This is a genomic window from Mesorhizobium sp. M1252, from assembly GCF_040318265.1.
Taxonomy (GTDB): domain Bacteria; phylum Pseudomonadota; class Alphaproteobacteria; order Rhizobiales; family Rhizobiaceae; genus Mesorhizobium.
On record NZ_JAMYLX010000009.1, the window covers coordinates 142,750 to 168,240 of the forward strand.

General features: G+C 63.6%; 26 protein-coding genes. 15 read left to right on the forward strand and 11 right to left on the reverse strand.

All coding sequences use genetic code 11. From position 1 onward, the window contains the following. Positions 1-92: 92 nt before the first annotated feature. Entirely contained in the window at positions 93-413 is a 321-nt protein-coding gene (locus NKH22_RS19400; RefSeq protein ID WP_352910593.1) for a 2Fe-2S iron-sulfur cluster-binding protein, read from the forward strand. A 104-nt stretch (positions 414-517) separates the two neighbouring features. After that, on the forward strand, positions 518-1,549 hold the full coding sequence (locus NKH22_RS19405) for an NAD(P)/FAD-dependent oxidoreductase (RefSeq protein ID WP_352910596.1): 1,032 nt from the start codon (positions 518-520) through the stop codon (positions 1,547-1,549). 20 nt (positions 1,550-1,569) lie between these two features. Here NKH22_RS19405 and NKH22_RS19410 read toward each other — a convergent pair whose 3' ends face one another. Beyond that, positions 1,570-2,958, reverse strand: coding sequence for an MDR family MFS transporter (locus tag NKH22_RS19410; protein WP_352910598.1), 1,389 nt, complete (start codon positions 2,956-2,958; stop codon positions 1,570-1,572). A 329-nt stretch (positions 2,959-3,287) separates the two neighbouring features. Continuing rightward, the gene (locus tag NKH22_RS19415; RefSeq protein ID WP_023728091.1) at positions 3,288-3,908 is read right to left on the reverse strand and encodes a DUF922 domain-containing Zn-dependent protease; all 621 of its coding nucleotides are present in this window, start codon (positions 3,906-3,908) and stop codon (positions 3,288-3,290) included. Between the two features lie 133 nt (positions 3,909-4,041). Between NKH22_RS19415 and folP the strand changes: the two genes are divergently transcribed. The 3 genes from folP to folK are packed head-to-tail and all read left to right on the forward strand — an operon-like array spanning position 4,042 to position 5,784. After that, on the forward strand, positions 4,042-4,887 hold the full coding sequence (gene folP / locus NKH22_RS19420) for a dihydropteroate synthase (RefSeq protein WP_352802730.1): 846 nt from the start codon (positions 4,042-4,044) through the stop codon (positions 4,885-4,887). A gap of 35 nt (positions 4,888-4,922) precedes the next feature. Next, a complete protein-coding gene (gene folB, locus NKH22_RS19425) occupies positions 4,923-5,282 on the forward strand; it encodes a dihydroneopterin aldolase (RefSeq protein WP_023673502.1) in 360 nt (119 codons plus the stop codon). Continuing rightward, the gene (folK, locus tag NKH22_RS19430; RefSeq protein ID WP_023685987.1) at positions 5,266-5,784 is read left to right on the forward strand and encodes a 2-amino-4-hydroxy-6-hydroxymethyldihydropteridine diphosphokinase; all 519 of its coding nucleotides are present in this window, start codon (positions 5,266-5,268) and stop codon (positions 5,782-5,784) included. The genes folB and folK overlap by 17 nt, the downstream gene beginning before the upstream one ends. Here folK and NKH22_RS19435 read toward each other — a convergent pair. Together NKH22_RS19435 and NKH22_RS19440 are read right to left on the reverse strand one after the other, a co-directional pair. Continuing rightward, positions 5,781-6,329: a DUF924 family protein gene (locus tag NKH22_RS19435; protein ID WP_031243621.1), complete on the reverse strand. Its 549-nt coding sequence runs from the start codon at positions 6,327-6,329 to the stop codon at positions 5,781-5,783. The genes folK and NKH22_RS19435 overlap by 4 nt on opposite strands. Continuing rightward, a complete protein-coding gene (locus tag NKH22_RS19440; RefSeq protein ID WP_023748742.1) occupies positions 6,329-8,176 on the reverse strand; it encodes a monovalent cation:proton antiporter-2 (CPA2) family protein in 1,848 nt (615 codons plus the stop codon). Before NKH22_RS19440 ends, NKH22_RS19435 begins: the two co-directional genes overlap by 1 nt. Positions 8,177-8,337: 161 nt before the next feature. Between NKH22_RS19440 and NKH22_RS19445 the strand changes: the two genes are divergently transcribed. The 3 genes from NKH22_RS19445 (at position 8,338) to NKH22_RS19455 (ending at position 11,045) form a co-directional block, all read left to right on the forward strand. Continuing rightward, a complete protein-coding gene (locus tag NKH22_RS19445; protein WP_023673498.1) occupies positions 8,338-9,327 on the forward strand; it encodes an AraC family transcriptional regulator in 990 nt (329 codons plus the stop codon). A 59-nt stretch (positions 9,328-9,386) separates the two neighbouring features. After that, complete coding sequence (locus NKH22_RS19450) at positions 9,387-10,595, forward strand: MFS transporter (RefSeq protein WP_023715852.1); 1,209 nt, start codon at positions 9,387-9,389, stop codon at positions 10,593-10,595. Positions 10,596-10,778: 183 nt separating this feature from the next. Then, a complete protein-coding gene (locus NKH22_RS19455; protein ID WP_023685989.1) occupies positions 10,779-11,045 on the forward strand; it encodes a hypothetical protein in 267 nt (88 codons plus the stop codon). Positions 11,046-11,387: 342 nt separating this feature from the next. Here the strand turns inward: NKH22_RS19455 and NKH22_RS19460 are convergent, their stop codons facing one another. From NKH22_RS19460 to NKH22_RS19475, 4 genes are all read right to left on the reverse strand, one after another. Next, entirely contained in the window at positions 11,388-11,936 is a 549-nt protein-coding gene (locus NKH22_RS19460) for a hypothetical protein (protein ID WP_023673495.1), read from the reverse strand. 82 nt (positions 11,937-12,018) lie between these two features. Further along, positions 12,019-13,083, reverse strand: coding sequence for a YcjF family protein (locus NKH22_RS19465; RefSeq protein ID WP_352910600.1), 1,065 nt, complete (start codon positions 13,081-13,083; stop codon positions 12,019-12,021). Then, entirely contained in the window at positions 13,080-14,558 is a 1,479-nt protein-coding gene (locus NKH22_RS19470) for a YcjX family GTP-binding protein (RefSeq protein WP_023673493.1), read from the reverse strand. The genes NKH22_RS19465 and NKH22_RS19470 overlap by 4 nt, the downstream gene beginning before the upstream one ends. An 86-nt stretch (positions 14,559-14,644) precedes the next feature. Further along, positions 14,645-15,148 carry a SixA phosphatase family protein gene (locus NKH22_RS19475; RefSeq protein ID WP_023696494.1) on the reverse strand — a complete coding sequence of 168 codons (504 nt, stop codon included), beginning with the start codon at positions 15,146-15,148 and terminating at the stop codon, positions 14,645-14,647. Positions 15,149-15,217: 69 nt separating this feature from the next. On the opposite strand from NKH22_RS19475, the gene NKH22_RS19480 reads away from it, so the two are divergent. Together NKH22_RS19480 and dksA are read left to right on the forward strand one after the other, a co-directional pair. After that, positions 15,218-15,397: a hypothetical protein gene (locus NKH22_RS19480; protein WP_023696495.1), complete on the forward strand. Its 180-nt coding sequence runs from the start codon at positions 15,218-15,220 to the stop codon at positions 15,395-15,397. A gap of 5 nt (positions 15,398-15,402) precedes the next feature. Beyond that, entirely contained in the window at positions 15,403-15,819 is a 417-nt protein-coding gene (gene dksA / locus NKH22_RS19485) for an RNA polymerase-binding protein DksA (protein ID WP_023673491.1), read from the forward strand. A 175-nt stretch (positions 15,820-15,994) separates the two neighbouring features. Here the strand turns inward: dksA and NKH22_RS19490 are convergent, their stop codons facing one another. Next, entirely contained in the window at positions 15,995-16,711 is a 717-nt protein-coding gene (locus tag NKH22_RS19490; RefSeq protein WP_023693371.1) for a flagellar biosynthetic protein FliO, read from the reverse strand. Positions 16,712-16,916: 205 nt separating this feature from the next. Between NKH22_RS19490 and cckA the strand changes: the two genes are divergently transcribed. Continuing rightward, the gene (gene cckA, locus NKH22_RS19495; protein ID WP_023688649.1) at positions 16,917-19,487 is read left to right on the forward strand and encodes a cell cycle histidine kinase CckA; all 2,571 of its coding nucleotides are present in this window, start codon (positions 16,917-16,919) and stop codon (positions 19,485-19,487) included. An 84-nt stretch (positions 19,488-19,571) separates the two neighbouring features. Then, positions 19,572-20,282, forward strand: a complete 711-nt coding sequence (locus NKH22_RS19500; protein WP_023712397.1) for a purine-nucleoside phosphorylase — start codon at positions 19,572-19,574, stop codon at positions 20,280-20,282. Between the two features lie 5 nt (positions 20,283-20,287). Here NKH22_RS19500 and NKH22_RS19505 read toward each other — a convergent pair whose 3' ends face one another. Continuing rightward, the gene (locus NKH22_RS19505; RefSeq protein WP_023670924.1) at positions 20,288-20,590 is read right to left on the reverse strand and encodes a ribbon-helix-helix domain-containing protein; all 303 of its coding nucleotides are present in this window, start codon (positions 20,588-20,590) and stop codon (positions 20,288-20,290) included. Between the two features lie 220 nt (positions 20,591-20,810). Here NKH22_RS19505 and NKH22_RS19510 point away from each other — a divergent pair, with 220 nt between their 5' ends. The 3 genes from NKH22_RS19510 to NKH22_RS19520 all read left to right on the forward strand — a co-directional run bounded on the left by NKH22_RS19510 (position 20,811) and on the right by NKH22_RS19520 (position 23,434). Next, complete coding sequence (locus tag NKH22_RS19510; protein ID WP_352910602.1) at positions 20,811-21,206, forward strand: VOC family protein; 396 nt, start codon at positions 20,811-20,813, stop codon at positions 21,204-21,206. An 80-nt stretch (positions 21,207-21,286) separates the two neighbouring features. Beyond that, complete coding sequence (locus NKH22_RS19515; protein ID WP_023712396.1) at positions 21,287-21,811, forward strand: twin-arginine translocation pathway signal; 525 nt, start codon at positions 21,287-21,289, stop codon at positions 21,809-21,811. Between the two features lie 51 nt (positions 21,812-21,862). After that, positions 21,863-23,434, forward strand: a complete 1,572-nt coding sequence (locus tag NKH22_RS19520; protein WP_023670928.1) for a GMC family oxidoreductase — start codon at positions 21,863-21,865, stop codon at positions 23,432-23,434. Between the two features lie 64 nt (positions 23,435-23,498). Here NKH22_RS19520 and NKH22_RS19525 read toward each other — a convergent pair whose 3' ends face one another. Beyond that, positions 23,499-25,412 carry a PhoX family protein gene (locus NKH22_RS19525; RefSeq protein WP_352910606.1) on the reverse strand — a complete coding sequence of 638 codons (1,914 nt, stop codon included), beginning with the start codon at positions 25,410-25,412 and terminating at the stop codon, positions 23,499-23,501. Positions 25,413-25,491 lie beyond the last annotated feature (79 nt).

A 25,491-nucleotide genomic window follows, 5' to 3' on the forward strand; every position in this document is an offset into this window, starting at 1 on the left:
TCCGAAAAAACGTCACAAAGCGGCGCTTTCGCGCGGCAGTTGACTTGTCCGGCGGAGTGATTATCTCGGCTGGGACTCCCTTCAGGTGACAAATGACCAAGCTGACCTTCATTGCCCATGACGGCACTCCTTTCGATGTCGAGGCCGAAAATGGCTCGACCGTCATGGAGAATGCGATCCGCAACGCGGTGCCGGGCATCGAGGCAGAATGCGGCGGCGCCTGCGCCTGCGCGACTTGCCATGTCTATGTCGACGAAGCCTGGACGGCCGAGGTCGGCGAGCCGGAGGCGATGGAAGAGGACATGCTGGACTTTGCCTATGACGTCCAGCCGAACTCGCGCCTGTCCTGCCAGATCAAGGTGCGCGACGCGCTTAACGGCCTCGTCGTGCGCGTGCCGGCTCGCCAGGGTTGATCTCCCGTACCATCTGATTTTTCCCGCCGCCGCTTGGCAGCGGGCCAATGCTCATGCAGTCTCGCGCCAGTTTCGCCCCAGTCTGACAATGAGGCTCGCCTGGCATGACCGATGTAATCAAGACGGACGCACTCATCGTCGGGGCGGGGCCGGTCGGCCTGTTCGCGGTGTTCGAACTCGGCCTCTTCGACATGAAGTGCCATCTGATCGACATCCTCGACCGGCCGGGCGGCCAATGCGCCGAACTCTATCCGGAAAAGCCGATCTACGACATTCCAGGCTGGCCCTCGATCTCGGCGCAAGGGCTGGTCGACAGACTGCTGGAGCAGATTCACCCGTTCAAGCCGGATTTTACCTTCAACCGCATGGTCTCCAGCCTGGAAAAGCTGGACGACGGCTCATTTCGGGTCACCACCGACGAGAACGAGGTGTTCGAAGCCAAGGTGGTGGTGATCGCCGCCGGTGGCGGCTCGTTCCAGCCCAAACGGCCGCCCATTCCCGGCATCGAGGCCTATGAGGGCAGGAGCGTCTTCTATTCGGTGCGCCGTATGGAGGAATTCAGCGGCCACGACCTCGTCATCGTCGGCGGCGGCGATTCCGCACTCGACTGGACGCTGAACCTGCAGCCGGTGGCAAAAAGCGTGACACTGGTCCACCGGCGCGCGGAATTCAGGGCGGCGCCCGACAGCGTCAACAAGATGTATGCCATGCAGGAGATGAAGCAGCTGGAGTTCCGGGTCGGCCAGGTGAGCGGCCTGACCGGCGCCGACGGCGAGCTGGCCTCTGCTACCATCAAGGGCGGGCCTGACGGCGACATCGAGGTGCCGTGCACGCGCATGCTGCCGTTCTTCGGCCTGACCATGAAGCTCGGCCCGATCGCCGAATGGGGGCTCAACCTTCATGAGAACCTCATCCCGGTCGATACCGAGAAATTCCAGACTTCGGTGCCAGGCATCTTTGCCGTCGGCGACATCAACTGGTACCCAGGCAAGCTGAAGCTGATCCTGTCGGGTTTTCACGAGGTGGCGCTGATGGCGCAGGCCGCCAAGCGCATCATCAGCCCGGGCGAGCGCATCGTCTTCCAGTACACGACGTCGTCGACCAGCCTGCAGAAGAAGCTCGGTGTCGTGGAGTAGGTCCTACAGGGCTTTCCGGATCACTCCACCAGAACGACCGGCGCCTCGGCGTCGTCGCGGCCGCGCAGTGACTTCTCCGGCATCAGCGCCAGCGTGATCAGCGCCAGCACGAGCGTGACGGCCGCGGCAAGGAAGATCATCATGAAGGGCGTCGCCGAGACGATCTGTCCGGCAGCCGGCGCGCCTTCGCCGGCAAGCGGCAGGCCATAGCCGAGCGCGACGGCGCCGAGCATGGCGACGCCGAGCGCGCTGCCCAGCGAACGCAGGAAGGTCAGCACGCCGGTGGCAACGCCGAGATGCGCGCGGTCGACGGCGTTCTGCACCGATACGGTGGCGACCGGGAAGGTGGTGCCGCTTCCAAGGCCGATGCAGATGGTCAAGAGCTCGACCACCAGAAGCGAGGCGCGGCCGGCGACCAGGCTGAGCACGCCAAGGCAGATAATGGCGAAGAGAACGCCGACCATGGCTATACGCTTGTAGTGGAAGAAGCGCGGTATCGTGCGGCCGCTGAACGTCGCGCCGGCGACCGTTCCGAGCAGCAGGCCGAGCATGGCAAGGCCCGACTGGCTGACCGACAGGCCGATGATCGACTGCAGATAGACCGGCAGGTACACCGACAGGCCGATATTGGCGGCCTGCAGCAGGAACATCGACGCCGTGCCGGCAAGCACGATCGGATTGCTCAGCACTTCAAGCGAAATCAGCGGCTCGGCCGCACGCATCAGCCTGAGGGCGAACGCACCCCAGAAGACCGCCGAACAGGCGAGCAGGCCGACGATCTCGCGCGAGGCCCATGGATAGGCGCTGCCGCCCCAGTTGAGGGCCAAAAGCAGCAATGCCGTCGCCACCACCAGAAGCAGCGCGCCCGGCGCGTCGATGCGATGCCGCTTTGCGGCGACCGGCAGTTTGCGCAGCGGCTTGTTGATGATGGCCATGGCCAAGATGCCGAGCGGGATATTGATCCAGAAGATCAGCGACCAATGCAGATGTTCGGCAAATCCGCCGCCGAGCAAAGGCCCGGCGATGCTGGCGACCGCCCAGGTGCCCGAAATCCAGGCGGCATAACGCGCGCGTTCGCGCGGCGGCACCAGGTCGCCGATGACGATCTGCGCCAGGGCGAACAGGCCGCCGCCGCCCGCACCCTGGATCGCCCGGCCGACAACCAACACGAACATGTTGGGGGCCATGGCGCTGACCAGCGATCCCAGAAGGAAGATCAGGATCGCCGCATAGACGGTCGGCCGGCGGCCATAGACGTCGGAAATCTTGCCGTAGAGCGGCGCCATGGCCGTCGCCGTCAGGAGATAGCCGGTCACGATCCACGGCAGGTAGTCGGCATGGCCGAGCGAACGGCCGATGGTCGGCATGGCCGGCGCGACGATTGTCTGGTCAAGCGCTGCCAGCAGCATCGACAGCAGGATGCCGGCGATGATGACGTTCTTCTCGCTTTCCGTCAGCGGTGCGGCGGGAGGCAGCCTAGCCGGCTTGTCGACAGCTTGGTCCTTATCAGTTCATCCATAAAGTTTGAGAGCGATTGCGCGGCGCCAAATGGCCGCTCCGCTACGCGCCGCCTCAATTGGTCTTGATCTGGTGTTTCGAAGCTCGCGCCTTGCCAGCCCGACATATCTTGCGAGCCTGACATATGTCGTCCCGTATAGGCCGATTTCGACCTATGCCCGAAAATTTTCTGGGGCTGGCCTCATGTTTCGGCAGAATTGGCTTGGTATCAGTCCGTGTTTCAGCCGGGCGGAAGCTGGCCGTTCTCAACGCGCTGCATGCGGTAGCGCAGCAGCCGCAGGATGCGGCTTTCGAAATTCACGCCTTCCACGCGGTCGAAGCGCAATTGGTCCTGGTCATGCCTGGCGAGTTCGGCCGCGGTGATCTGCGCCGCCTTCGCCTTTGCCCCGGCGCAGGTCTTTTGCGCAAAGCTCGCGTTCAGCGCGTCTTCGAGCAGACGGCCGTGGTTCTTGGCGATCTCGACATGACGCTCCTCATGGCGCTTGATGTCGGCCGACAGGGTGTCCCAGAACAGCCTGACATCGGGATCGGCCTTGCGCGGCCTGCGCCACTCCGGAAGGATGACCTTGACCTTGACGGTAACGGCGGCCTTGGCGATGCGGCAGGTGTCTGCGGTTTGCGCGTAGCTGATGCGGGTGGTGAACGCCATCTGGGTGGCGCCTGGATGCCGCATCCCGGTGCTTTTCACCTCGGGTCCATGCTTCGACAATTGCGTCTCGATGTCATCGAGCGTGCTGCCGCCGATGGCAAAATAGCTGTAAGTCTTCACCAGATTGGCAGCATTCGCCGGCAGGACGGTCAAAGCCAGCATCAGGGCGCAGAGCAGGGGTCGTTTCATCATGTTGCCTCTTCACGCACCTTGCTTTACGGCCGTTGCCGGCGCAACGGAATTGATCTTCCACCGATCACGCATCGGTGATGGATTGCAAGCGCCCGATGAGCCACATGCCAATGAGACACATGGTTGAAGGACAATGACGACAAGGCGATGGGAACTGGCGCATGGGCGCCATCTTGAACTTGGCGAGAAAGCTATTGTGGTCGGCATTCTCAACGTCACGCCGGACAGTTTTTCGGATGGCGGACTGTTCATCACGCCCGATCAGGCGGTGGCTCAGGCGCGCCGTATGGCGCAAGAGGGCGCTGCCGTCATCGACATCGGCGGGGAATCCACACGCCCCGGCGCATCGCCCGTAACTGCTGAAGAAGAGCAGGGCCGCATCCTGCCGGTGATCGCAGCACTCGCCGGTTCAGGCGAAGCCCTGATATCGGTCGACACCTATCGCGAGGAAACCGCGCGCCCCGCCGTCGCCGCCGGTGCGCATATCGTCAACGATGTCTGGGGCTTGCAGCGTGAACCCGGCATCGCCCGCGTCGCCGCCGAGACCGGCGCCGGACTGGTCATCATGCATACCGGGCGCGGGCGGCAAAAACTCCCCGACGTCATCGCCGACCAGTTTTTGTTCCTCAAGGCTTCGCTGGAAATCGCCAGGCGCAGCGGCGTTACGGACGATCATATCGTACTCGATGCCGGCTTCGGCTTCGCCAAGGAGACGGCTGAGGAAAACCTCGACCTGATGGCGCGGTTTTCCGAACTCAGGGCGCTCGGCTTCCCGCTGATGGCCGGCACCTCCAGAAAACGCTTCATCGGCACCGTCACCGGCCGCGAGGCTGCCGCGCGCGCCGCCGGGACGGCAGCCACCAGTGTCATCCTGAGGCTGAAGGGCGCCGATCTGTTTCGCGTTCACGATGTCGCAATCAACGTGGACGCACTGGCGGTCGCCGATGCTATGCTGGCGCGTGAAAAGCTAGGGCGCTGAGCCCAGGACACTAAGAAATGCCAGGACACTAAGAAATGTACGTCATCCGCATGAAGAACTGCGCCTTCTTTGCCCGGCACGGCGTGCTGGATGAGGAAGAAGCGCTTGGCCAGCGTTTTTATGTCGATGCCGAGTTGACGGTCGAGCCCAGCCGCCCACTGGAGGATGATTCCATCGAGGACACCGTCAATTACGGCATCGCCTTCACGGTGATTGAAAAGATCGTCACTGGACATCGCCGTTTCCTGATCGAGGCGCTGGCGCTCGAAGTAGCGAAGGCGCTGACTTCACGGTTTCCGCAGATCAGGAAGGCCGAGATCACCGTGCGCAAGCCCAACGCACCGGTGCCCGGCGTGCTCGATTATGTCGAGGTGACCGTTGTCTGGCCAGAGTAACAATAACACGGTCTATCTCAGCCTTGGCGGCAATCTCGGCGATCCCTCGGCCTCGATGGCGGCGGCGCTGCGCCTGCTCGACGCCGACGAGAGCACGCGCGTCGTCGCCGTCTCCTCACTTTACCGCACGCCGCCCTGGGGCAAGCTCGACCAGCCGGATTTCCTCAACGCCGCTGCCGAAATCTCGACCTCGCTGGCGCCAAGGGCGCTGCTCGACCTCTGCCTCGAGGCCGAGCGCAAGCTGAAGCGGGTGCGCGAGGAGCGCTGGGGTCCGCGCCTGATCGACATCGACATATTGGTGTTCGGCGACCGCACAATCCACGAAACCGGGCTGGAGGTGCCGCATCCCCGAATGGTGGAGCGCGCCTTCGTGCTGGCGCCCTTGGCAGAGATCGCGCCGGATCTGGCGGTGGGCGGCAGGAGCGTGACCGAGCGGCTCAGCGCCGTCGATACGTCAGGCATAGAGCGGCTGGCTTCCGGCCGCGATTGGTGGCTGGGTTAACCGGAGAAGCCGCCGCCATCGAGAAATGCCTGTTCGTCCGCCGTCGTCTCGCGGCCAAGCATCTTGTTCCTGTGCGGAAAGCGGCCGAAGCGCTGGATGATGTCGCGGTGCTCGATGGCGTATTTCACATACTCCGGCGCCCTGGCGGTGGTGAGCTCGACCGATCTGTCCTGGTCGGCGGGCAGTTCCGAATGTTCGTAGGGCAGGTACAGGAAGACGCGCAGGTTTTCTTCCAGCGAAAGGTCATGGCCGGCGGCGATTGCCTTGGCGGCAAAATGCCTTGCCAGCGGATCGGTGGCGTACATATGGCCTGAGCCGCGAAAGCAGTTGCGCGGAAACTGGTCGAGCAGGATCATCAGCGCCAGCGAACCCTCGGCATGCTCCGACCATGCGTCGCACTCGCGCCGCGCGGCGGCAAAGTGCAGGTCGAGAAACCTGCTGCGGAAATCCGCGTCGAAGGCGTCGTTCTTCTCGAACCACGCGTCTTCGCCGGCCTCGCGCCAGAATTTTGTGACGGCGAGCGCGCGCTCATCCAATGCGGTCATCAGCTTTCCCCCTGATCGGCGGGCTCCGGCTTGTGCAGCACGCCGGCCGTCTCTTCGTTCAGCGCCTGGCCGGGCCGGCGCGGTTGCGTCAGCGGCGTCGGGATCGGCGTGCCGGTATTGCCCCTGAGGAAACGTTGCCCGGCGCGGACGCCTTCGGCCAGCTGCGTCTCCAGTCGGGCATTGTCGCGCCGTCGCACATCCTCGATGACATCGGCGACATCTTCCGGCTCGACGCCCAAAACCTCGAGCGCGGAACCGCCGAAGACGAGGGCCGATTCGAAGGTCTCGCGCAGTTGGAAGTCGACGCCGGCGCGGATGAGCGAGAGCGCGGTGCCGCGATCGTACGCGCGTGCCAGGACGGTCAGCAGCGGGAACTCCGCCTTGATCAGTTCCGCCATGCGCACCGCGGCGTCCGGCTTGTCGACGCAGATCAGCACGGCGCGCGCGCGGCCTGCACCTGCGGCGCGCAGAATGTCGAGCCGCGTGCCGTCGCCATAATAGACCTTGAAGCCGAAATCGGCGGCCGCCTGTATCATTTCGACATCATTGTCGATGATCGACACATCGATGCCGCGCAACAAAAGCGGCTGGCTGGCGATCTGGCCGAAACGGCCGAAGCCGATGACCAGCACACTGCCGGTAAGGCCGTCGGCAATGTCGACGCCTTCAAGCGACTGCTCGTCGCGCGGCGTCACATTTTTGAGCGCAATGATGGCCAGCGGCGTCAGCACCATGGAGATGATGATGATCGCGGTCAGCGTTGCGTTGGCCCGGCTGTCGATGATGCCAACCGCCGCTGCGGCCGAATAGAGGACGAAGGCGAATTCGCCGCCTTGCGCCATGATCACGGCGCGTTCCAGCGCTTCACGATGACCGCTCTTCAGCAAGCGGGCGACGAGGTAGATGCCGAGCGCATTCATCGCCATGTAGGCGACGACATAGACGGCGATCAGCCGCCAGTTGTCGGCCACCACATGCAGGTCGAGCGACATGCCGACGGCGAGGAAGAAAAGGCCAAGCAGGATGCCGCGGAATGGCTCGACGTCGGCCTCCAACTGGTGGCGGAAGGTCGATTCCGACAACAGCACGCCGGCGAGGAAGGCGCCCATCGCCATCGAGAGGCCGGAAAGCTGCATGACCAGCGCCGACCCCAGCACGACCAGAAGGGCTGCCGCCGTCATGACTTCGCGCGCCTTGGCGTCGGCCAGGATGCGGAAGAACGGGTTGAGCAGATAGCGGCCGGCCACCACCAGCCCGACGATGGCGCCAAGACCGATGCCGATTTCGGTCAGCCGTTGCTGCAGGGTCATCTCGCTGCCGCCCGGCGCCAGGAAAGCGACCAGCGCCAGAAGCGGCACGATTGCCAGATCCTCGAGCAGCAGGATGGACACGATGCGCTGGCCCTTGGGGCTGGCCATCTCGCCACGCTCTTCCAGAAGCTGCATGACGATAGCCGTCGAGGTCAGGACGAAACCGGCGCCGGCAACGAAGGATTGCGCGATCGGAAAGCCGCCGGCGAGACCAACACCGGTAAGCAGCAATGCGCAGACGCCGACCTGCAGCGCGCCGAGGCCGAAAATCTCGCGGCGCAGGCCCCATAGCCGCGACGGCTGCATCTCCAGCCCGATGATGAACAGGAACATGACCACGCCGAGTTCGGCGACATGCAGGATGGCTTCCGATTCGGAAAAAATGCCAATACCGAACGGGCCGATGACCACGCCTGCGGCGAGATAGCCGAGGATCGAGCCCAGCCCCATGCGTTTGAAGATCGGAACGGCGACGACTCCTGCGGCAAGCAGCGCCACCACCTGAATGAGATCGCTGCCCGATGCTTCCGCTGCCATGCCTCTGGTCCCTGTGTCTGACAGCACTCCTTGCATGCACCGGGAGCGGGAGGCAAGGGTCGGGAAGCCTGCCAGGATGGGTAGGGTGCCGCGGCAGCGATTCCCCGGTGGAACAACAGTCTGCGCTTGCCTGTCGGACGGCCGGTATCTATATCTGACAAATGCCTGATTATTCGTCCCGGCCGTCGCCGCTGCCACATATCCCGATGGATGCGCTCAGCGAAGTTCTGCAAGACTTTCGCTTGAGTGGCGTCAACTATGGCCGCTGCGAACTCCGGCACCCATGGAGCATAGACTTTCCGCAACAACAACTGCTTCGTTTTCACTTTGTCGGCCAGGGTCCATGCTGGATTCACACCGAAGCGCAAGGCTGGCAGGAGTTGCGCGATGGCGATCTGGTGCTGCTGCCGCAAGGCATCGCCCATCGGCTGGCGAGTGCGCCGGACGTGGTGGGCGACTCGCTCGAGGGCTGCCAGGTGATCAAGTTGGGCGGCAACGTTTGCGAAGTGATACGGCAGGGAACGGGCGCGACAAGCACCCTTTTCTGCGGCTCCATGTCTCTCGGCTCCTATGCGCTCAATCCGTTGATCACGTTGATGCCGCCTCTCATCAAGGGTTGCGACGTGGCCGGCAATGACCCGATGGTCGGCCCTTTGCTGGCGGCCATGACGGTGGAGGCCGCGCAACCGCAGATGGGCAGCGCCACCATCCTGTCGCGTATGGCGGATTTGCTGACAGCCAGGCTCATCCGGTGCTGGGTCAATTGCAACGGCGCATCGACCACCGGTTGGCTCGCAGCCATCCGCGACCCCCATATAGGCCGCGCTCTGGCGGCCATGCACCGCGACCCCGGCCACAACTGGACGCTGGGAAGCCTCGCCGGCGTGGCAGGCCAATCGCGTTCGATTTTCGCCGAGCGCTTCAGCGCGGTATTGGGGGAGGGTGCCGCACATTATCTCGCCCGCCTGCGAATGCAGCTTGCCCGCGAATTGCTGGGCCAAAACGGCTTGTCGGTTGCCGAAGTCGCTACCCGTTTGGGCTATGATTCCGAGGCGTCCTTCGCCCGCGCGTTCAAGCGCATCACCAATGTCTCGCCAGGCGTTGTGCGTCGCACAATTCCCGGACGAATGGATATGAATTTCGGATTTTAAGGTACATAACATCCGGGCGGACTCGCCTATCTAAGATCTCCAACTGTGGAGATCTTTCCGTGACGGACACAACATTACAGCTTGAAGACGCCGCAATCGGCCTTGATGCCGATGCACCAGCCGCGTGGAGCGCGGCCACATGGTTTGCGGTCCTATCATTGGCGGCCACCAGCTTTGCCCTGGTGTCAGCCGAGTTCTTGCCGGCAGGTCTGTTGACGCCGATGGCGCGCGATCTCGGCATCAGCGAGGGAACTGCCGGACAGGTCGTCACCGCCACCGCTTCCGTTGGCGCCGTGACGGCCATGTTGAGCAATGTTCTCATCGGCCGATTGAACCGCAAGGCGGTGCTGGTTGGCCTCATGGCCCTGGCGGTCGGTTCCAATATTCTTGCGGCGCTGGCGCCCAATTTCTGGCTGCTGTTGCTGGGCCGGGCCGGGTTGGGGATCGCTCTTAGCGCTTTCTGGGCACTTTCCGTTGCCGTCGTGGCGCGGCTGGTCGGCGCCAATGCGACAGGTCGCGGCATGGCGATCGTGACCCTCGGCGTCTCGCTCGCGACCATTGCCGCGCCGTCGATGGGTGCGTTGATCAGTGACTGGCTGGGATGGCGCAGCGCGATGGCCATGACGGCGGGGCTGGCCGCGCTTGCCATGCTGCTGCAGCTTCTCAGCCTGCCGACCTTGCCTGCGGCGGCAAGCAACAGCCTTGCAGACGTCTTTCGGCTGACACGGCGGCGTGGCATCCAACTCGGCATGCTTGCCATTGTTCTGCTGATGACCGGGCATTTTGCCGGCTCGGTCTATGTGCGCCCGTTCCTCGAACAGGTGACGCTCCTCACAACCGGGCCGATTGCCCTGGCGCTGCTCGGGTTCGGCATCGCCGCTGTGATCGGCAATATTGCCGGTGGCCGCCTGGCCGACACCAACATCCACATGGCCCTCGCAGTTACCGCCGCGTTGATGGCGTTTGCGGCACTCGCTTTGGTGCTTTGGGGCGCGCAAACCGGCGTTGCCTTCGGCTTTGTTACGCTGTGGGGCTTCGCCTTCGGCATGGCGCCGGTGGTGCTGCCGACCAATATGTCTCGCGCGGCATCTGATGCGCTGGAAGCAGCAGGCAGCCTGATGGTCACTTCCTTCCAGGTTGCCATCACCGTCGGTGCGGTTGTCGGCGGCTATGTCGTGGACACCTATGGCGCTACGGGACCTTTGACCCTAACCGCCGTCCTTGCCGCGGCGACGGCCGCACTGGCGCTGCTGCAGCCTCGTGGCTGAAACCTCGCTTCGTCTGACACGGGCGGCCTCAATCAGGCCGTCCGCGCCGTTGCAGCAGCGCTGCACAGGTTTATGCGCCGCACACGTTGCGTTTTGCCGCAATCGGCGGCTATGGGACGCCAGGCTTCGGCCGTTGGAAGGCAGCGACGATCAAGTTCTGCCTTCGTGAGGAGAATGACTGACATGAAGAAGTTTTTGCTCGTCGGCGTGGGTGTCGCCATGCTTGCCGCATCGGCCTGTTCGAAGGCGCCTGAATGCACGCAGGAAATCGCGGCCAAGAAGGCGCAGGAAATGACCGCCGCGCTGCAGGAAGCGATCACCAAGGATCCGACCAAGGCCGCCGACCTGACCGCCAAGGTGCAGGCTGTGACGACCAAATATCAGGGCGCCACCACGCCGGCCGACGCCTGCAAGGCCTATGACGATCTGACGGCCGCCATCAAGGGCTGATTCTTCGTTCGGAAATTGAGGAAGGCGGTGGCTCGAGTAGCCGCCGCCTTTTTTGCTGGTGTTCTTAAAGCGCATCGCGCTGACACGGAGGACCGCCGGCACGCACAGGACCATGACACGTTGGCCTTGCTGTGGCTTGGGCCATCGGAGACGCTGACATCGTCGGTTGCGCGCCACATGTCCGGTCGCGGCAGAAAGGTGCCGCCCGAGCGGCCCGTGCTTGAGGAGCGCCAACCTGGCCGCAAGGTGGCGTGTCCTTCCCGACATCGAGCTGAGCGGAACAGCTCAGCTAACGCGCAGTGCAACCCCGTTCCGCGCTTTTTTCGGGGAACCGCTTGAGAGTCAGTTTTTGGCGATGGAGCCGACTTCGACGGCGTCGACGCGCTTGAGGCTCATGCCGATGACCGGCACCAGCTGCTGGTCGACGCGCACGGCGATGGTCACCGTCATCGAATTGTCGTCGGGAATGCGGGCCTGCATGACGCCGCGCAGCTGGTTGCGGTTGATGGTGAAGACGACTTTGCGGGCATCGACCACGTTGCCGCCGATGATGTCCAGGCCCGACCCCGCGGCGCCGCCCATGAAATTGCCCTTGTAGTCGCGGCCCTTGCGCTCGACGGTCGCCGACATTTTCTGGGTGAAGACACCGACGCGGCAGTCGCCATCGAGCGTCATGCCGGTCTTGTTGTCCGGCGTCGAGCCGTCGAAGCTGCAGGTGAACTTCGTGCCCTTGTATTTGCCGGCGATGATTTCGCCCGGGCCGACCCATTTGCCTTCAACGGTGCGGAAGAACTGCTTGTCGGGCTCCGCTGCAAAGGCTTTCCCGGTCGGGCCCAGAGGTGCTGCAAGCGCGACCAGGGGCAGGACGCAGGACAAGATTACGCTTTTCATAGACGACACCCGGCAACAAGGAGGCTGTTGTTGGACGACCATGAACAAGATTGGTTAATGCTTGGTGACCGCGAGAGGGCGTTCACTTGGTCGAGGCGGGTGCTTCATTCTCTTTTCTGGCCGCAAACGAGGTCAGCGCCGACAGGAAATCGCCCATACCCGGCCGCCTGCCGGCAATGAAGGGCAGGGGCCGCGCCGTCTCCATGGCAGCAATGCCGATACGCGCCGTCATCATGCCGTTGACCACGCCTTCGCCGAGTTTCGCCGAAAGCCGTGCGGCAAGGCCATGGCCGACGATCTGCTGGACAAAGCTGTCGCCGACGGCGATCGAGCCGGTCACCGCCAGATGGGCAAGAACGCTGCGCGCCAGCCGGAAAAAGCCCAGCGTGCCCGGCCTGCCGCCGTAGAGTTCGGACAAGCGGCGGATCAGGCGCCCGGCCTCGAACACGACATAGGCAACGTCTACGAGTGCGCGGGGGCTGACGGCGGTGACCAGCGACACGCGTTTGGCTGCTTCGAGGATCATCACCTTGGCTCTCGCATCGAGCGGCCCGAGAATTTCGGTCTCGGCCAGTCGCACCAGATTGCCGCCATCGATGATCTCGCCGCGCAATTCGGCCAGGGAGCGCCTGCCGGCCGCGGTTTCGGGTTTCGCAGCGACAAAGGCCGAAAGCTCTTCGACGACGGCCCTTGTAGCCTTCGGATCGTCGCGGGCCACGGCATCGAGCGCCCGCTTTTGCAGTTTTTCGACCTCGGCCAGCCGGGCGATAGCCAGGAATTCGCGCACCAGCACGACTGCGAGGGCCAACACGGCAATTGCGGCCATTCCCGCTGCCAGCCACCCCAGCCACTCTGCGCGCTCGAACAGGTCGCGGATGAGCTGGTCGGTCCACAGGCCGACGGCGAGCGAAACCAGCACGCCGACCGCGCCGAAAAACAGGCTGGCAAACAGCGAGCGCCTGCGCGGCGCGGTCGCCGGCGGCGGTTCGGCGGCGACAATGTCCGGCTCATCGAAGACATCGATCTCGGCCGGCACGACGACGGTGCGCGGCTTGCGCGGCGGCTCGGCATGGGGGCTGCGCGTTTCCTGCTTCGGTTCGGCCTCCGGCTCGATGCGGAAAGCTGCCGGTCTGCGGGGCGCGGTCATGCCAGATGGTCTCCGATCAGGAACTGCAAGGCGCGGTCGAGCCTGATATGCGGCAGCGACAGCGTGACGCCTTCAGCGGTGCGTTCGAGCTTTGGCGGGCGAAAGCGCACGAAACGGATCGCCGGATCGTCGCTGCTCTGCCGGTGGTCGGCTTCCGAAACGTCGAAAACCGCATCAATTTTCTCCGGCAAGTCCCCGGGAAATATGGCGGTTTCGGCTTTACCATCAAAGGTTTCGCCGTTGATCTTCTCGCCCTTCAGCGGCGTGCCGATGATCACCGGCAGGGTGTCGCGGCCTTGCTTGACCGTGCCTTCGCGCGTCGCGCGCACCGCCGCCATGGCGACCACATCGACATCGGCGCCGGTGAAATTTGCCCGCGCCACGGCGCGGTCGGCAAGCCGCCGCACGATTGCCTGCAGCCGGTCATGGCTTTCGTGATGCAAATGGTCGGCCTTGGTCGCGGCAACCAGGATGCGGTCGATGCGGCGTGAAAACAGGTCGGTGAGGAAATTGCCTCGGCCAGGACGGAAACAGGAGAGGATTTCGGTCACCGCGCGTTCCAGGTCGGCCATCGCGCCGGGGCCGGCGTTCAACGCCTGCATGGCGTCGATCACCACGATCTGGCGGTCGAGGCGGGTGATGTGTTCGCGGAAGAACGGTTTCACCACATGCGTCTTGTAGGCCTCGTAGCGGCGCTCCATCATCGCTTGCAGCGAGCCGGAGCGCGGCCGTTTCTCACCCTTGAGCAGCAAGGGCGCGAAGGTCAGCGCCGGCGATCCCTCGAGGTCGCCAGGCATCAGGAAACGGCCGGGCGGCAAGGTCGAAAGCGCCCGCTCGTCGAGCTTGCAGGCCTTGAGGTAGGCGGCAAAACTCTCGGCGAGGCGCCGCGCCGTCATCTCGTCGGCTTCGGCATTGGGTTCGATCCTCGCCGACAGCGCCCGCCAGTCCTGCGACAGGTCGGCCCGCACCGGCAGCATCGCCATCTCGAACGCCTCGCGCGAAAAATCGGCGAAGGATTTGCCGAGCAGCGGCAGGTCGAGCAGCCATTCGCCGGGGTAGTCGACGATGTCGACCGACAATCGGCCGCTGGAAAACATCCGGTTCCAACCGGAGGCAGACTCATATTCGATGGTGAGCCTGAGTTCCGAAATGGCGCGCGTCGAGTCCGGCCAGACACGGTCGTTGACCAGGGCGGAGATATGGTCCTCGTACTGAAAACGCGGCACGGCATCGTCCGGCTGTTCCTCGAGGAAGGCGCGAGCGATCCGTCCCGACTTCTGCGCCTCGAACAGCGGCAGGCGCCCACCATGGATGAGATTGTGGACAAGGGCGGAGATGAACACTGTCTTGCCGGCGCGCGAAAGGCCGGTAACGCCCAGCCGAAGCGACGGCGAAAAAAGCCCGCTCGCACGCCCCGACAGCGTATCCAGGGCAATTCTCGCTTCGTCGGTGAAAGTGGTCAGCGATGATGCCAAAATCTGTTCTCTCGAGGCTTCCGTTCGCCCGATATAGGCTTTGCATCTCCAGTTTGAAATGGCGCCTGGACCTGGCCGGTTTCCGCTCAGAGATCGGCGGGCGTCAGGAAGGCTTCGAGATAGCCCGAACCTTGCGCGGCGTCGGTGAGGGTACCGTCGAAGCGCACGACCGCAAGGCCGGAGGTCGGGAAACCATGGTTCATGATGGCCCGCGCGGCCTCGTCGCCATCGCCCGAGACCGCCATGGCAAGGTCTTCCGTCATCGGATTGTGGCCGATGACCAGCAGCGAGCCGGGGCCGCCATTGCTGCGGATGATGGCGAGGTAGCCGGCGGCATCCTCGCTGTAGAGCGTGTCGAAGAACAGCACCCGGCCGGTATCGGTGTGGCCGGCGATGCCTTCCAGCGTCTGGCGCGCCCGCTTGGCGTTGGAGCAGAGCGTGATATCGGGGATGTAGTTGCGGGCACGCATCGCAGTCCCCATCATTTCGGCATCGGCAATGCCGGATGCGTCGAGCGGGCGATCGAAGTCGCGCACGCCGGGAAGGGCCCAGCCAGCCTTCGCATGCCTCAACAGATACAGTCTGCTCACCGGACCCCCAATGGTGTGCTGCCCACCAATGACACAACTGGATTAGCCACGAGAAAGGCCTGAGGCACAATGGGCGGCGACGCCCAAGCGCAGCGAATCATGTGCGAATTCGCCCGCGCCCTTGCTATGGAAGGCTTTGCTGAGGATCGCCCGCGCGGCATTAACAATTGCGTGAAACGCGCGCGGATTACGCTTGTGCAGCCTTCTCTGCGCGAATATATAGGCGCCAAATTTGGGGTTGTTGGGTGAGTCGAATGAACGATATCGTTACAGCCAATTACGTACCCTCCGAAGACGAGCCGTTCATGAACGAACGGCAGAAATCCTACTTTCGCCTGAAGCTCGTCACCTGGAAGACCGACATACTGCGCGAAGCGCGCGAAACCCTCGAAATCCTGCAGCAGGAAAACGCCAACCATCCCGATCTCGCCGATCGCGCTTCCTCGGAAACCGACCGCGCCATCGAGCTTCGGGCCCGCGACCGCCAGCGCAAGCTCATTTCAAAGATCGATTCGGCGCTGCAGCGCATCGATGAAGGCACATACGGCTATTGCGAGGAAACCGGCGAGCCGATCGCGCTGAAGCGGCTGGATGCGCGTCCGATCGCGACCTTGTCGATCGAAGCGCAGGAGCGCCACGAACGCCGCGAGAAGGTCTATCGCGACGATTGAGCCGCTGCCGTCAGGCAGGACTGTTTCATCAGAAATGGCCGGGTTTCCCGGCCATTTCTGTTTTTGGCCGAAGGGTTTAGTCCGCCCCCAAGTTAAAGCGCGTCGCGCTGAAACGGACGACACGCTTAAGCGGCGTTCGATCGGGAATCGGCAAGATGTGACGGTTCGCCGGGCTTTACCGTTTCTGGCTGGCGAGTTCGCCGAGCAGCTTGGTCATCTCGTCGTCGAGAGACTGCGGTGCCTTCGCAGCCGGCTTGCTTGCCGGTTTGGGGTGCGAATCGTCGAGCGAGACCTCGAGCTCCCGCATCAGGGTATCGTCGATGGACTCATGCTTCGGTGGCGGGGCCTGCCGGGCAGTATTGGCGGCGGAGCCATAGGCCGGCAGCGGTGTCACATTGCTCGCCTGGTAGATTTGAGCCGGTTTCGGCGCCGGCGCGGCCTGGCGCGGCGGAACGGCGGCTGGAGCAGCCCTTACCGGTTGCGGCGGTGGCGCCTGCCTTGCGGGCGCGGTGGGAGCGGGTTGTGCTGCGCGCGGCCGCGGCGCCTGTTGCTGCTGGCCAACACCGCCATCGCCGGTCAATGCCGGACGGCGTGGCGCTGCAAGTCTGATATCGCGCTCGACGACAACGTCGGTCGGGCCGCCGATCAAAAGCAGGTGTTCGATGTCGTCGCGACGGATGAGCACCAGCCGGCGGTGGCTGTCGACCGCCGTCGCGTCCATGACCGCCAGCCGTGTCTTGCGGTTCCTGCCGCCGGCAACGAAGGTGCCGAAGGTCAGGTTGCGGACCAGCCTGATGATGATGAGCACGATGACCAGCAGGACAAGGGCAGCAAACGTCCACAGCAGCGCTGCGGCATATCCGGGACCCGCCACATTATCCAGCCACTGCATCGGTGCCCCCAATCGGCTTTTGAAGTGGAGGGACACTAGACCGTTGCGGCCAGCCACCGCAAGTTGCCTTCACGCTTCGTGAACAGCTTGAAAACACCGACGCGTCATTTTTATCCGACATTTGCCGCCAGGGCCTTTTCCGGATTAGGAGAATGTGATTCAACCGGCCGGGGGCGGTGTCGGACAACTCACGAGCAGGGGGCATATGGCCAGGGAAACGCGCGGCGATTTCTATCCGGTACCGATCGTCGATCAGAACACGCGGCCAGGCGCGGTTACCCGGCTCATCGTGTTCATCATCGTCCTGACCGGGGCCGCGATCGTTTTCGGCATTTTCCGCGAGCGTCTTGGCGATCCGTTCCTGCTCGGCATGCTGGGCGTGCTTGCCATGATCGGCGTCGGCTTCCTGTTCGCCACGGCCATCGGCTTCGTGCAGATCGCGCCGCGTTCGACCGGGGATGAACTGTCGAAGGCCTTCGTCGATTCCATGTCGCAGGGCCTGATCGTCACCGACACGAAGGGCCGCGTGGTCTACGCCAACCGGGCCTATGCCGAGATGACCGGGGCTGCGTCGGCCGCCGATCTGAAGACGGTCGAAGGCCTGCTTTCCGATGTCCCCGAAGCTTCGGTGACCATATACCGGCTGGCCTCGGGCTTGCGCGATGGCCAGGCCGGCGACGGTGAGTTCCGGCTGGCACAGTCGATCCGGCCGGGCGCCGAACCCGGCGCGCGCTGGTACCGGGCGCGAGCCCGTACTTTCAGCGTTCCCGGTCAGCGCCTGCCGATGCTTGCCTGGCAACTCGCCGACATCTCGCAGGAACGGGCCGAGCAGGAGCGTTTCTTCCTCGACCTGCAAAAGGCTATCGACCATCTCGACCATGCGCCGGCCGGTTTCTTCTCGGCCGACCAGGAAGGCCGTGTCACCTACATCAACGCCACGCTCGCCGAATGGCTGGGCATCGATCTGGCGAGCTTCACCCCTGGCGCCGTGACACTCCCGGAAATCGTCGCCGGCGACGGCATGGCGCTGGTGCGCTCGGTCAAGGCCGATCCCGGCACCACCCGCAACGCCGTCATCGATCTCGATCTGACGACGACAACCGGCGAGGCGGTGCCGGTGCGCTTCATGCATCGGGTCTCGGCCAGCCGCGAGGGGACCAACGGTCCGACCCGCACCATTGTGCTCAACCGCACCCAGGGCGAGGACGCATCGGCCGACCTTCGGGCTTCGGAAGTGCGCTTCACCCGTTTCTTCAATTCGACGCCGATGGCCATTGCTGCCGTCGACAATGGCGGCCGCATCCTGCGCACCAACGCGCCGTTCCTGTCGCTGTTTTCCTCCGTCGTCGACGGCGACGCGGTTGACCGCCGCGTGCGGCTGGACACCGTGATCCATGAGCGCGACCGGCCGGCCTTTGCCGCCGCGTTCGAAAAGGCGCGGCTGAGGCAGGCCGACATCGAGCCGATCGACACGCTGCTGCCAGGCAATGAGGAGCGTCACATCCGCTTCTACGTCAACGCCGTCGCCGACGGCACCGGCGAGGGCGCCGAGGAATCGGCCATCGTCTATGCCGTCGAGACCACCGAGCAGAAGGCGCTCGAGGGCCAGATGGCGCAGAGCCAGAAGATGCAGGCGGTCGGACAGCTCGCCGGCGGCATCGCCCACGACTTCAACAATGTGCTGACCGCCATCATCATGGCGTCGGATCTTTTGCTGACCAATCACCGGCCGTCGGACCCGTCCTTCCCCGACATCATGAACATCAAGCAGAATGCCAACCGGGCGGCCTCGCTGGTGCGGCAGTTGCTCGCCTTCTCGCGCAAGCAGACATTGCGGCCGGAAGTGCTGAACCTGACCGACGTGCTTGCCGATCTCCGGATGCTGCTTGCCCGCCTGGTTGGCAACGAGATCAAGCTGAAGGTCGACCACGGCCGCGATTTGTGGCCGGTCAAGGTCGATATCGGCCAGTTCGAGCAGGTGGTGGTCAACCTGGCCGTCAACGCACGCGACGCCATGCCGGCTGGCGGCGACCTCACCGTGCGCACCCGCAACGTCACCGCCGAACAATGCAAGAGCTTCTCCTACCGCGAGCTCACGCCTGCCGACTATGTCGTGGTCGAGGTCGAGGATAGCGGCTCGGGCATTGCCCCGGACGTGCTGAAGAAGATTTTTGAGCCGTTCTTCACCACCAAGGAAGTCGGCAAAGGCACCGGCCTTGGCCTGTCGATGGTCTATGGCATCATCAAGCAGACCGGCGGTTTCATCTTCTGCGATTCCGAAGTCGGCAAGGGCTCGACCTTCCGCATCTTCTTGCCGCGCCATATCGTGGAGGCGAAGAAGCCCGGCGACGTCAGCGAGGCGCCGGCTGCGCCGGTGAAAGCCGCCGACAGCGCCAAGGACCTGTCGGGCTCGGCCACTGTGCTCCTCGTCGAGGACGAAGACGCCGTGCGCATGGGCGGCTCGCGGGCGCTGACCTCGCGCGGCTATACCGTCCATGAGGCCTCCTCGGGCGTCGAGGCGCTGGAAGTCTTCGAAGCGCTCGGCGGCAAGGTCGATATCGTCGTGTCCGACGTGGTGATGCCGGAAATGGACGGACCGACGCTGCTCGGCGAACTGCGCAAGCGCCAGCCCGACATCAAGTTCGTCTTCGTGTCCGGCTATGCCGAAGACGCTTTCGCCAGAAACCTGCCGCCGGACGCGCAATTCGGCTTCCTGCCGAAGCCGTTCTCCCTCAAGCAGCTGGCCACCGTGGTCAAGGATGTGTTGGAGTCTTAGGGCGCCCTAATTCAAAGCTTGCGCAATGACGTGACGCTGCCATGATTGCAGGCGAAACGGGCGGCGGGTATTGGGGAGCATGTCGTGACGCCGCACAACGAGGCTGCCAGGGGCGACTATGCCGCAACGGTGCTGTTACCGGGCGATCCGCAACGCGCCGAGTGGATGGCAAAGACATTTCTTGAGGCACCGCGCTGCGTCAACCGCCGCCGGGGCGCACTCGGCTTCACTGGTCTCTATCGCGGCCGTCCCATCAGCATCCAGGCCACCGGCATCGGTGTCCCGTCCTTCCTGGTCTATGTGCATGAACTCCTGGATGTTCACGGCGTCAAAACGCTGATCCGCACAGGTACCTGCGGCGGCCTGACACCCCGCGTGCCGCTGCGCTCCTTGGTGATCTCGCAGTCGGTGCGCGCCGAAAGCGACCAAAGCGGCCAGGTCTTCGGCCTCTACGATGCTGCCGCCGGGCCCGATCCCGGCCTGTTCGCCCACGCTTTGGCCTGCGCCGCCCAGCTCGGCATCGACCACCAGGCCGGGCTGACCATCTGCAGCGATGTCTTCTACCACCCTGTAGGGCGCGACCGCTTTGCCGAAGCGCAGGCGCTTGGCGCTCTCGCTGTCGATATGGAAACCAGCGCACTCTACCGAATCGCGGCGCATTTCGGCGCCCGCGCGCTGTCGCTGCTGACCGTCGTCGACAACATCGTGACCGGCGAACAGACTGCCTATTCCGAACGTCAGGCGCTGTTCACCGATATGGCGCGGCTCGGGCTCGACGTTGCGGCGGAAGGCTAGCTTCCTCAGGCCGCTTCGCGCTTCGGCGTCAGCTCATCCATGTCTGGCCGGTGACCGCGCAGATAGAGCGCGCAGGTGGTACGCAGCATCGACGCGAAGTTGGGAATGGCGCCGTTGATCTCGATCGCCTCGTCATAGAGTTTTGAGATGAACTTCGGCGTCGTCAGGCCCTGGCTGTCGGCAATTTCGTCAAGCAGCGCCCAGAACGTTCCTTCAAGCTGGATACTCGTAGAGTGACCGTCGATGCGGATCGACCGGTTGATCTGTCGATAGCCTTCCGGATCCTGCCCGGCAAAAACCCTGCACATCCTTACCTCCCGATATTGTTGGTTTTGGGCGCAGCGTGTCGCGCCTTCAAGTTGTGGTTGTCCCTGCATGTTCGGCCTTGTGGGCCGAATCGGCAATCGGACTTTCGTCTTTAGGCGCTGGCATAGCAGCGATTGCAAATTTAGCCGTGGTAACCGGCTGCCACCACCTTTCGCGCGTGCCGCCCATAATCGCCTCCAACATGCAGCGGCGGAGACTGATTTGGCGAAGGCAATCCATTCCATGATCCGGGTTCTCCAAGAGGCCAGATCCGTCGATTTCTACAGAAACGCTTTCAGGCTCGACGTCGCCGACAGGCTGGATTTCGAGACATTCACGCTGATTTACCTTGCCAACGCCGAAACGGGGTTCGAGCTCGAACTCACCGTGAACAAGGGCCGCACCGAGCCTTATGGGCTTGGCGACGGTTACGGCCATCTGGCGGTCTCGGTGTCCGATCTCGACAGCGAACACGACCGGATCGGCGCGCTCGGCCTCAACCCCAAGAAGATCGTCGAATTCAACCGCGACGGATCGCTGATCGCCCGCTTTTTCTTCATCGAGGACCCCGACGGCTACAAGATCGAGGTTCTGCAGCGTGGAGGGCGCTTCCAGTAGGGGATTATCAGCCGCATTCAGCCGCGCGGCGCCAGCAACGGCGCTGTTCAAAGGCGCAAACAGCAAGCAGGGAGGAACAAATGGTCACGATCTATGACGCGAGGCTCTCACGTCGTGAACTTCTCAAACGCGGCGGCATCGGCGCGTTGCTCGTCATTTCCGGCAGCGCCGTCATCAGCCCTGAAAATGCCTGGGGGCTCGAGACATCGGCGCTCAAGCCCGAAACCATGGCGACGCTGATCCAGATGGCGCGCGACATCTATCCGCACGATCAGGTGCCCGACAAATACTACGCCATCGCCGTAAAAGGGCATGATGAGCAGGCCGGCAAGGACGCTGCCTACAAGGCGATGATCGAAGACGGCATCGCCGACCTCGACAAGAAGTCGGGCGAGGGCGGCTATCGCGGCCTCGGCTGGGAGGAGCAGCGCGTTGCCGTGCTGCAGCAGATCGAGGCGACGCCGTTCTTCCAGTCCATCCGCGGCGGCCTCGTCGTCAGCCTCTACAACCAGCAGGAGGTGTGGCCGATCTTCGGCTACGAGGGCGAATCCTACTCCAAGGGCGGCTACATCGCGCGCGGTTTCGACGACATAGAGTGGCTCTGAGCCCTTCCGTCGTTCTGAAACCCGGCAAACAGGAATTCATGGGAGGAAACCATGGCAGCTTCATTTGATCTCAACAACGACGGCGTGGTCGTGATCATCGGCTCCGGCGCCGGCGGCGGCACGCTCGGCAACGAACTCGCCCAGAAAGGCGTCGATGTCGTCATCCTCGAGGCCGGCGCGCGCCACGAATACGAGGATTTCATCAATGATGAGTGGGGTTCCTTCAGCCAACTCGCCTGGACGGACAAGCGCACGACGTCCGGCGACTGGCGGGTGTCGAAGGATTTCCCCAATTTGCCGGCCTGGATAGTCAAATCGGTCGGCGGCTCGACCACGCACTGGGCCGGCGCCTCGCTGCGCTTCCAGGAGCATGAGTTCAAGACGCTCTCGACCTACGGCAAGCTGGAAGGCGCCAACCTGCTGGACTGGCCGGTCACATTGGCCGAGATGGAGCCGTACTACGCCAAGGCGGAAGCCAAGATGGGCGTCACCGGCACCAATGGCTGGCCGCGGCTGCCCGGCAACAACAATTTCAAGGTGCTCAAGGCCGGCGCCGACAAGCTCGGCTACAAGGAATGTCATACCGGCAACATGGCAATCAATTCGGTCGAGCGTGATGACCGGAACTCCTGCCAACAGACCGGCTTCTGCTTCCAGGGCTGCAAATGGGGCGCCAAATGGTCGACGCTCTATACCGAGATCCCCAAGGGCGAGGCCTCCGGCCATCTCGAAGTCCGGCCGAATGCCATGGCGATCAAGATCAACCACGACGCCTCAGGCAAGGTGACCGGCGTCGTCTATGCCGACAAGGACGGCAAGCTGCAGGAACAGAAGGCCCGCATTGTCGCCGTCGCCGGCAACTCGATCGAAAGCCCGCGCCTGCTGCTGAACTCCGAGTCAGCGAAGTTTCCGCAAGGGCTTGCCAATTCGTCGGGGCAGGTCGGCAAGAACTACATGCGCCACACCACCGGTTCGGTCTACGCCATTTTCGACCAACCGGTGCACATGTATCGCGGCACCACCATGGCCGGCATTATCCGCGACGAGGCGCGGCACGATCCCTCACGCGGCTTTGTCGGCGGCTATGAATTCGAGACGCTGTCGCTCGGCTTGCCCTTCATGGCCGCCTTCCTCAACCCCGGCGGCTGGGGCCGTTCATTCACCACCGCGCTCGACCACTATGATCACATGGCTGGCCTGTGGATCGTCGGCGAGGACATGCCGCGCGCGGAAAACCGCATCACGCTGCACAAGGACGAGAAGGACGCGCACGGCATGCCGATCGCCGACGTGCATTTCGATGATCATCCCAACGACACGGCGATGCGCAACCATGCCTACAAGCAGGCCACAGCGCTTTACGATGCGGTCGGCGCGACGCGCTCCTTCCCGACGCCGCCCTATCCCTCAACCCACAATCTCGGCACAAACCGGATGAGCGAAAAGGCGGAAGACGGCGTCGTCAACAAGCACGGCCAGGCGCACGACATCAAAAACCTGTTCGTGTCGGACGGCAGCCAGTTCACCACCGGTGCGGCTGAAAATCCGACGCTGACGATCGTGTCGCTGGCTATCCGCCAGGCCGAATACATCGCTTCGCAAATGTCGGCCAAGACGATCTGAGCCGTCCTCCCGGATCGCTACGCGGAACGCGCATGGCGCGTTCCGCCTTTTTCACTAGGACTCACTATGCGCCGACCGGCTGTCCGTCCCTGCGGCGGATGGCGACGACGGACGGTCGCGGCAGCTGGCCATCCCTGAAGTCGGGCCACAGCGTCTGCGCCTTGTCGAGCGTCTCTGCATCTTCCGCAGGGTGCTGCACCGACAGGAACAAAGTCGTGCCGTCCGGCGTGAAGCATGGGCCGGTCGCTTCGGCGCCATGCGGGCAGGTGAACAGCAGCTTCGGCAGGCCGCGCGCCGCACCTTCGGTGTCGACGCCATAGACGCCGTCCGGCAGGTCGAAATCATTGGCGCCGTCCGTCGCCACCCACAGCCGCCCCGCCGGGTCGAAGGTGATGTTGTCGGGGCAGACGAACCAGCCATTGTCCGACGTGTCCGGATGAAAAGTGGCGCCGACCTTGGCATCTTTCGGGTTGCCGCAGAGCACGAACAGGTCCCAGGCATACTTTTCCGCCGTGTGGTCGGCATCCGCGCCGCGGCCGCCGGGCGGGATCAGTTCGACAATATGGCCCCAGAGATTTTCCGGCCGCGTGTTGGCCGGATTGACCTTTGACTGGTCGCGCTTCTTGTTCTTGGTCATCACCGCATAGACGCGGCCGGTCACCGGATTGGTCTCGATGTCCTCGGGCCGGTCCATCGGCGTGGCGCCGAGCGCATCTGCCGCAAACCGCGTCTTCAACAGCACCTCGGCCTGGTCGGCAAAACCGTTCTCGACGGTAAGCTTGCCCTGGCCGTGCACCAACGGCAGCCACGTCATCGAGCCATCGGCATCGAAGCGGGCGACCGACAGCACGCCATCGTCGAGCAGATCGGCGCCGAAGGCCGGGTTGGCCTTGTCATAGGCCTTGGCCGAGACGAAGCGGTACATATATTCGAAATAGTCGTCGTCACCCATATAGACGACAACGCGGCCGTCCTTGTTGAGGACCACGGTCGAGGCCTCATGCGACATGCGGCCAAGTGCCGTGCGCTTCACCGGCCTGGACTGAGGATCGTAAGGGTCGATCTCGACCACCCAGTCGAAGCGGTTGGCCTCGTTCGGTTCCTTGTCGAGGTTGAAGCGGTCATGGAAGCGGCCGCGGCCATAGATGTCGGAGCCGTCGAAGCCGTAACGGTCGAGCAGGTCGGCAGTCGTCGCCTTTTTCGGGTCGCCGCCGAAAATGTCGGACACGCCTTCCTCGCAGGTCAGCACCGTACCCCAGGGGGTGAAACCGCCGCTGCAATTATAGCTGGTGCCGAGCACTTTCGTGCCAGTCGGGTCGGCCGAGGTTTTCATCAGCGCATGGCCGGCAACCGGTCCGGAAACGGTCATTTCGGTGTTGGCGGTGATGCGGCGGTTGAGCGGACTGTCCGCCACGGTTTCCCACTTGCCGTCCTTCAATTGCACCTCGAGGATCGAATGGCCCATCGCGGCCATGCCGAGATTGACCTGTTCCCTGGTCATCGTCTTGCCGGCATCGCCCTCGGTCATCCCCGGAAACATCACATTGGGCGAGATGTATTCGTTGTTGACGCAGAGCAGGCCATGATCGGAATTCACCGTGCCCTTGGGCAGCGGCATGAAGGCGATGTAGTCGCAATTGTAGCCGAAGCGCTTTTCCTGTTCCTCCGCCGCGACCTTGTTGCCGTCGAATTCGGCGAGGCCGGCTGCAAGCGGGTCGCCCCAGCGCGCGACGATGGTCGTCTCATAGCCTTCGGCGGCGGCATGGGTCTTGTCGTAGACCCGCTTCAGCTCGGGAAAGCCGAGCGTCGACTGCGCTGCGGCGGCATGCGTTTCGCCGGCAAACAAGGAGCCGACAAAGCTGCCGCCGGCAATCAGCGCGCCGGAGGCGAGGCTGCCTTTCAAAAGAGACCGGCGCGAGACGCGCTCGGCAATGATTTCGCGGATGACGGGGGAGGATGAAGACGGTGTATTGGCCATGGTGTCTGCCTCTCAGGGTGGATGTTACGGCGCACCGTTGCCCTAGTCTGCTTAGGCAACATTCACATGACATAAGAGG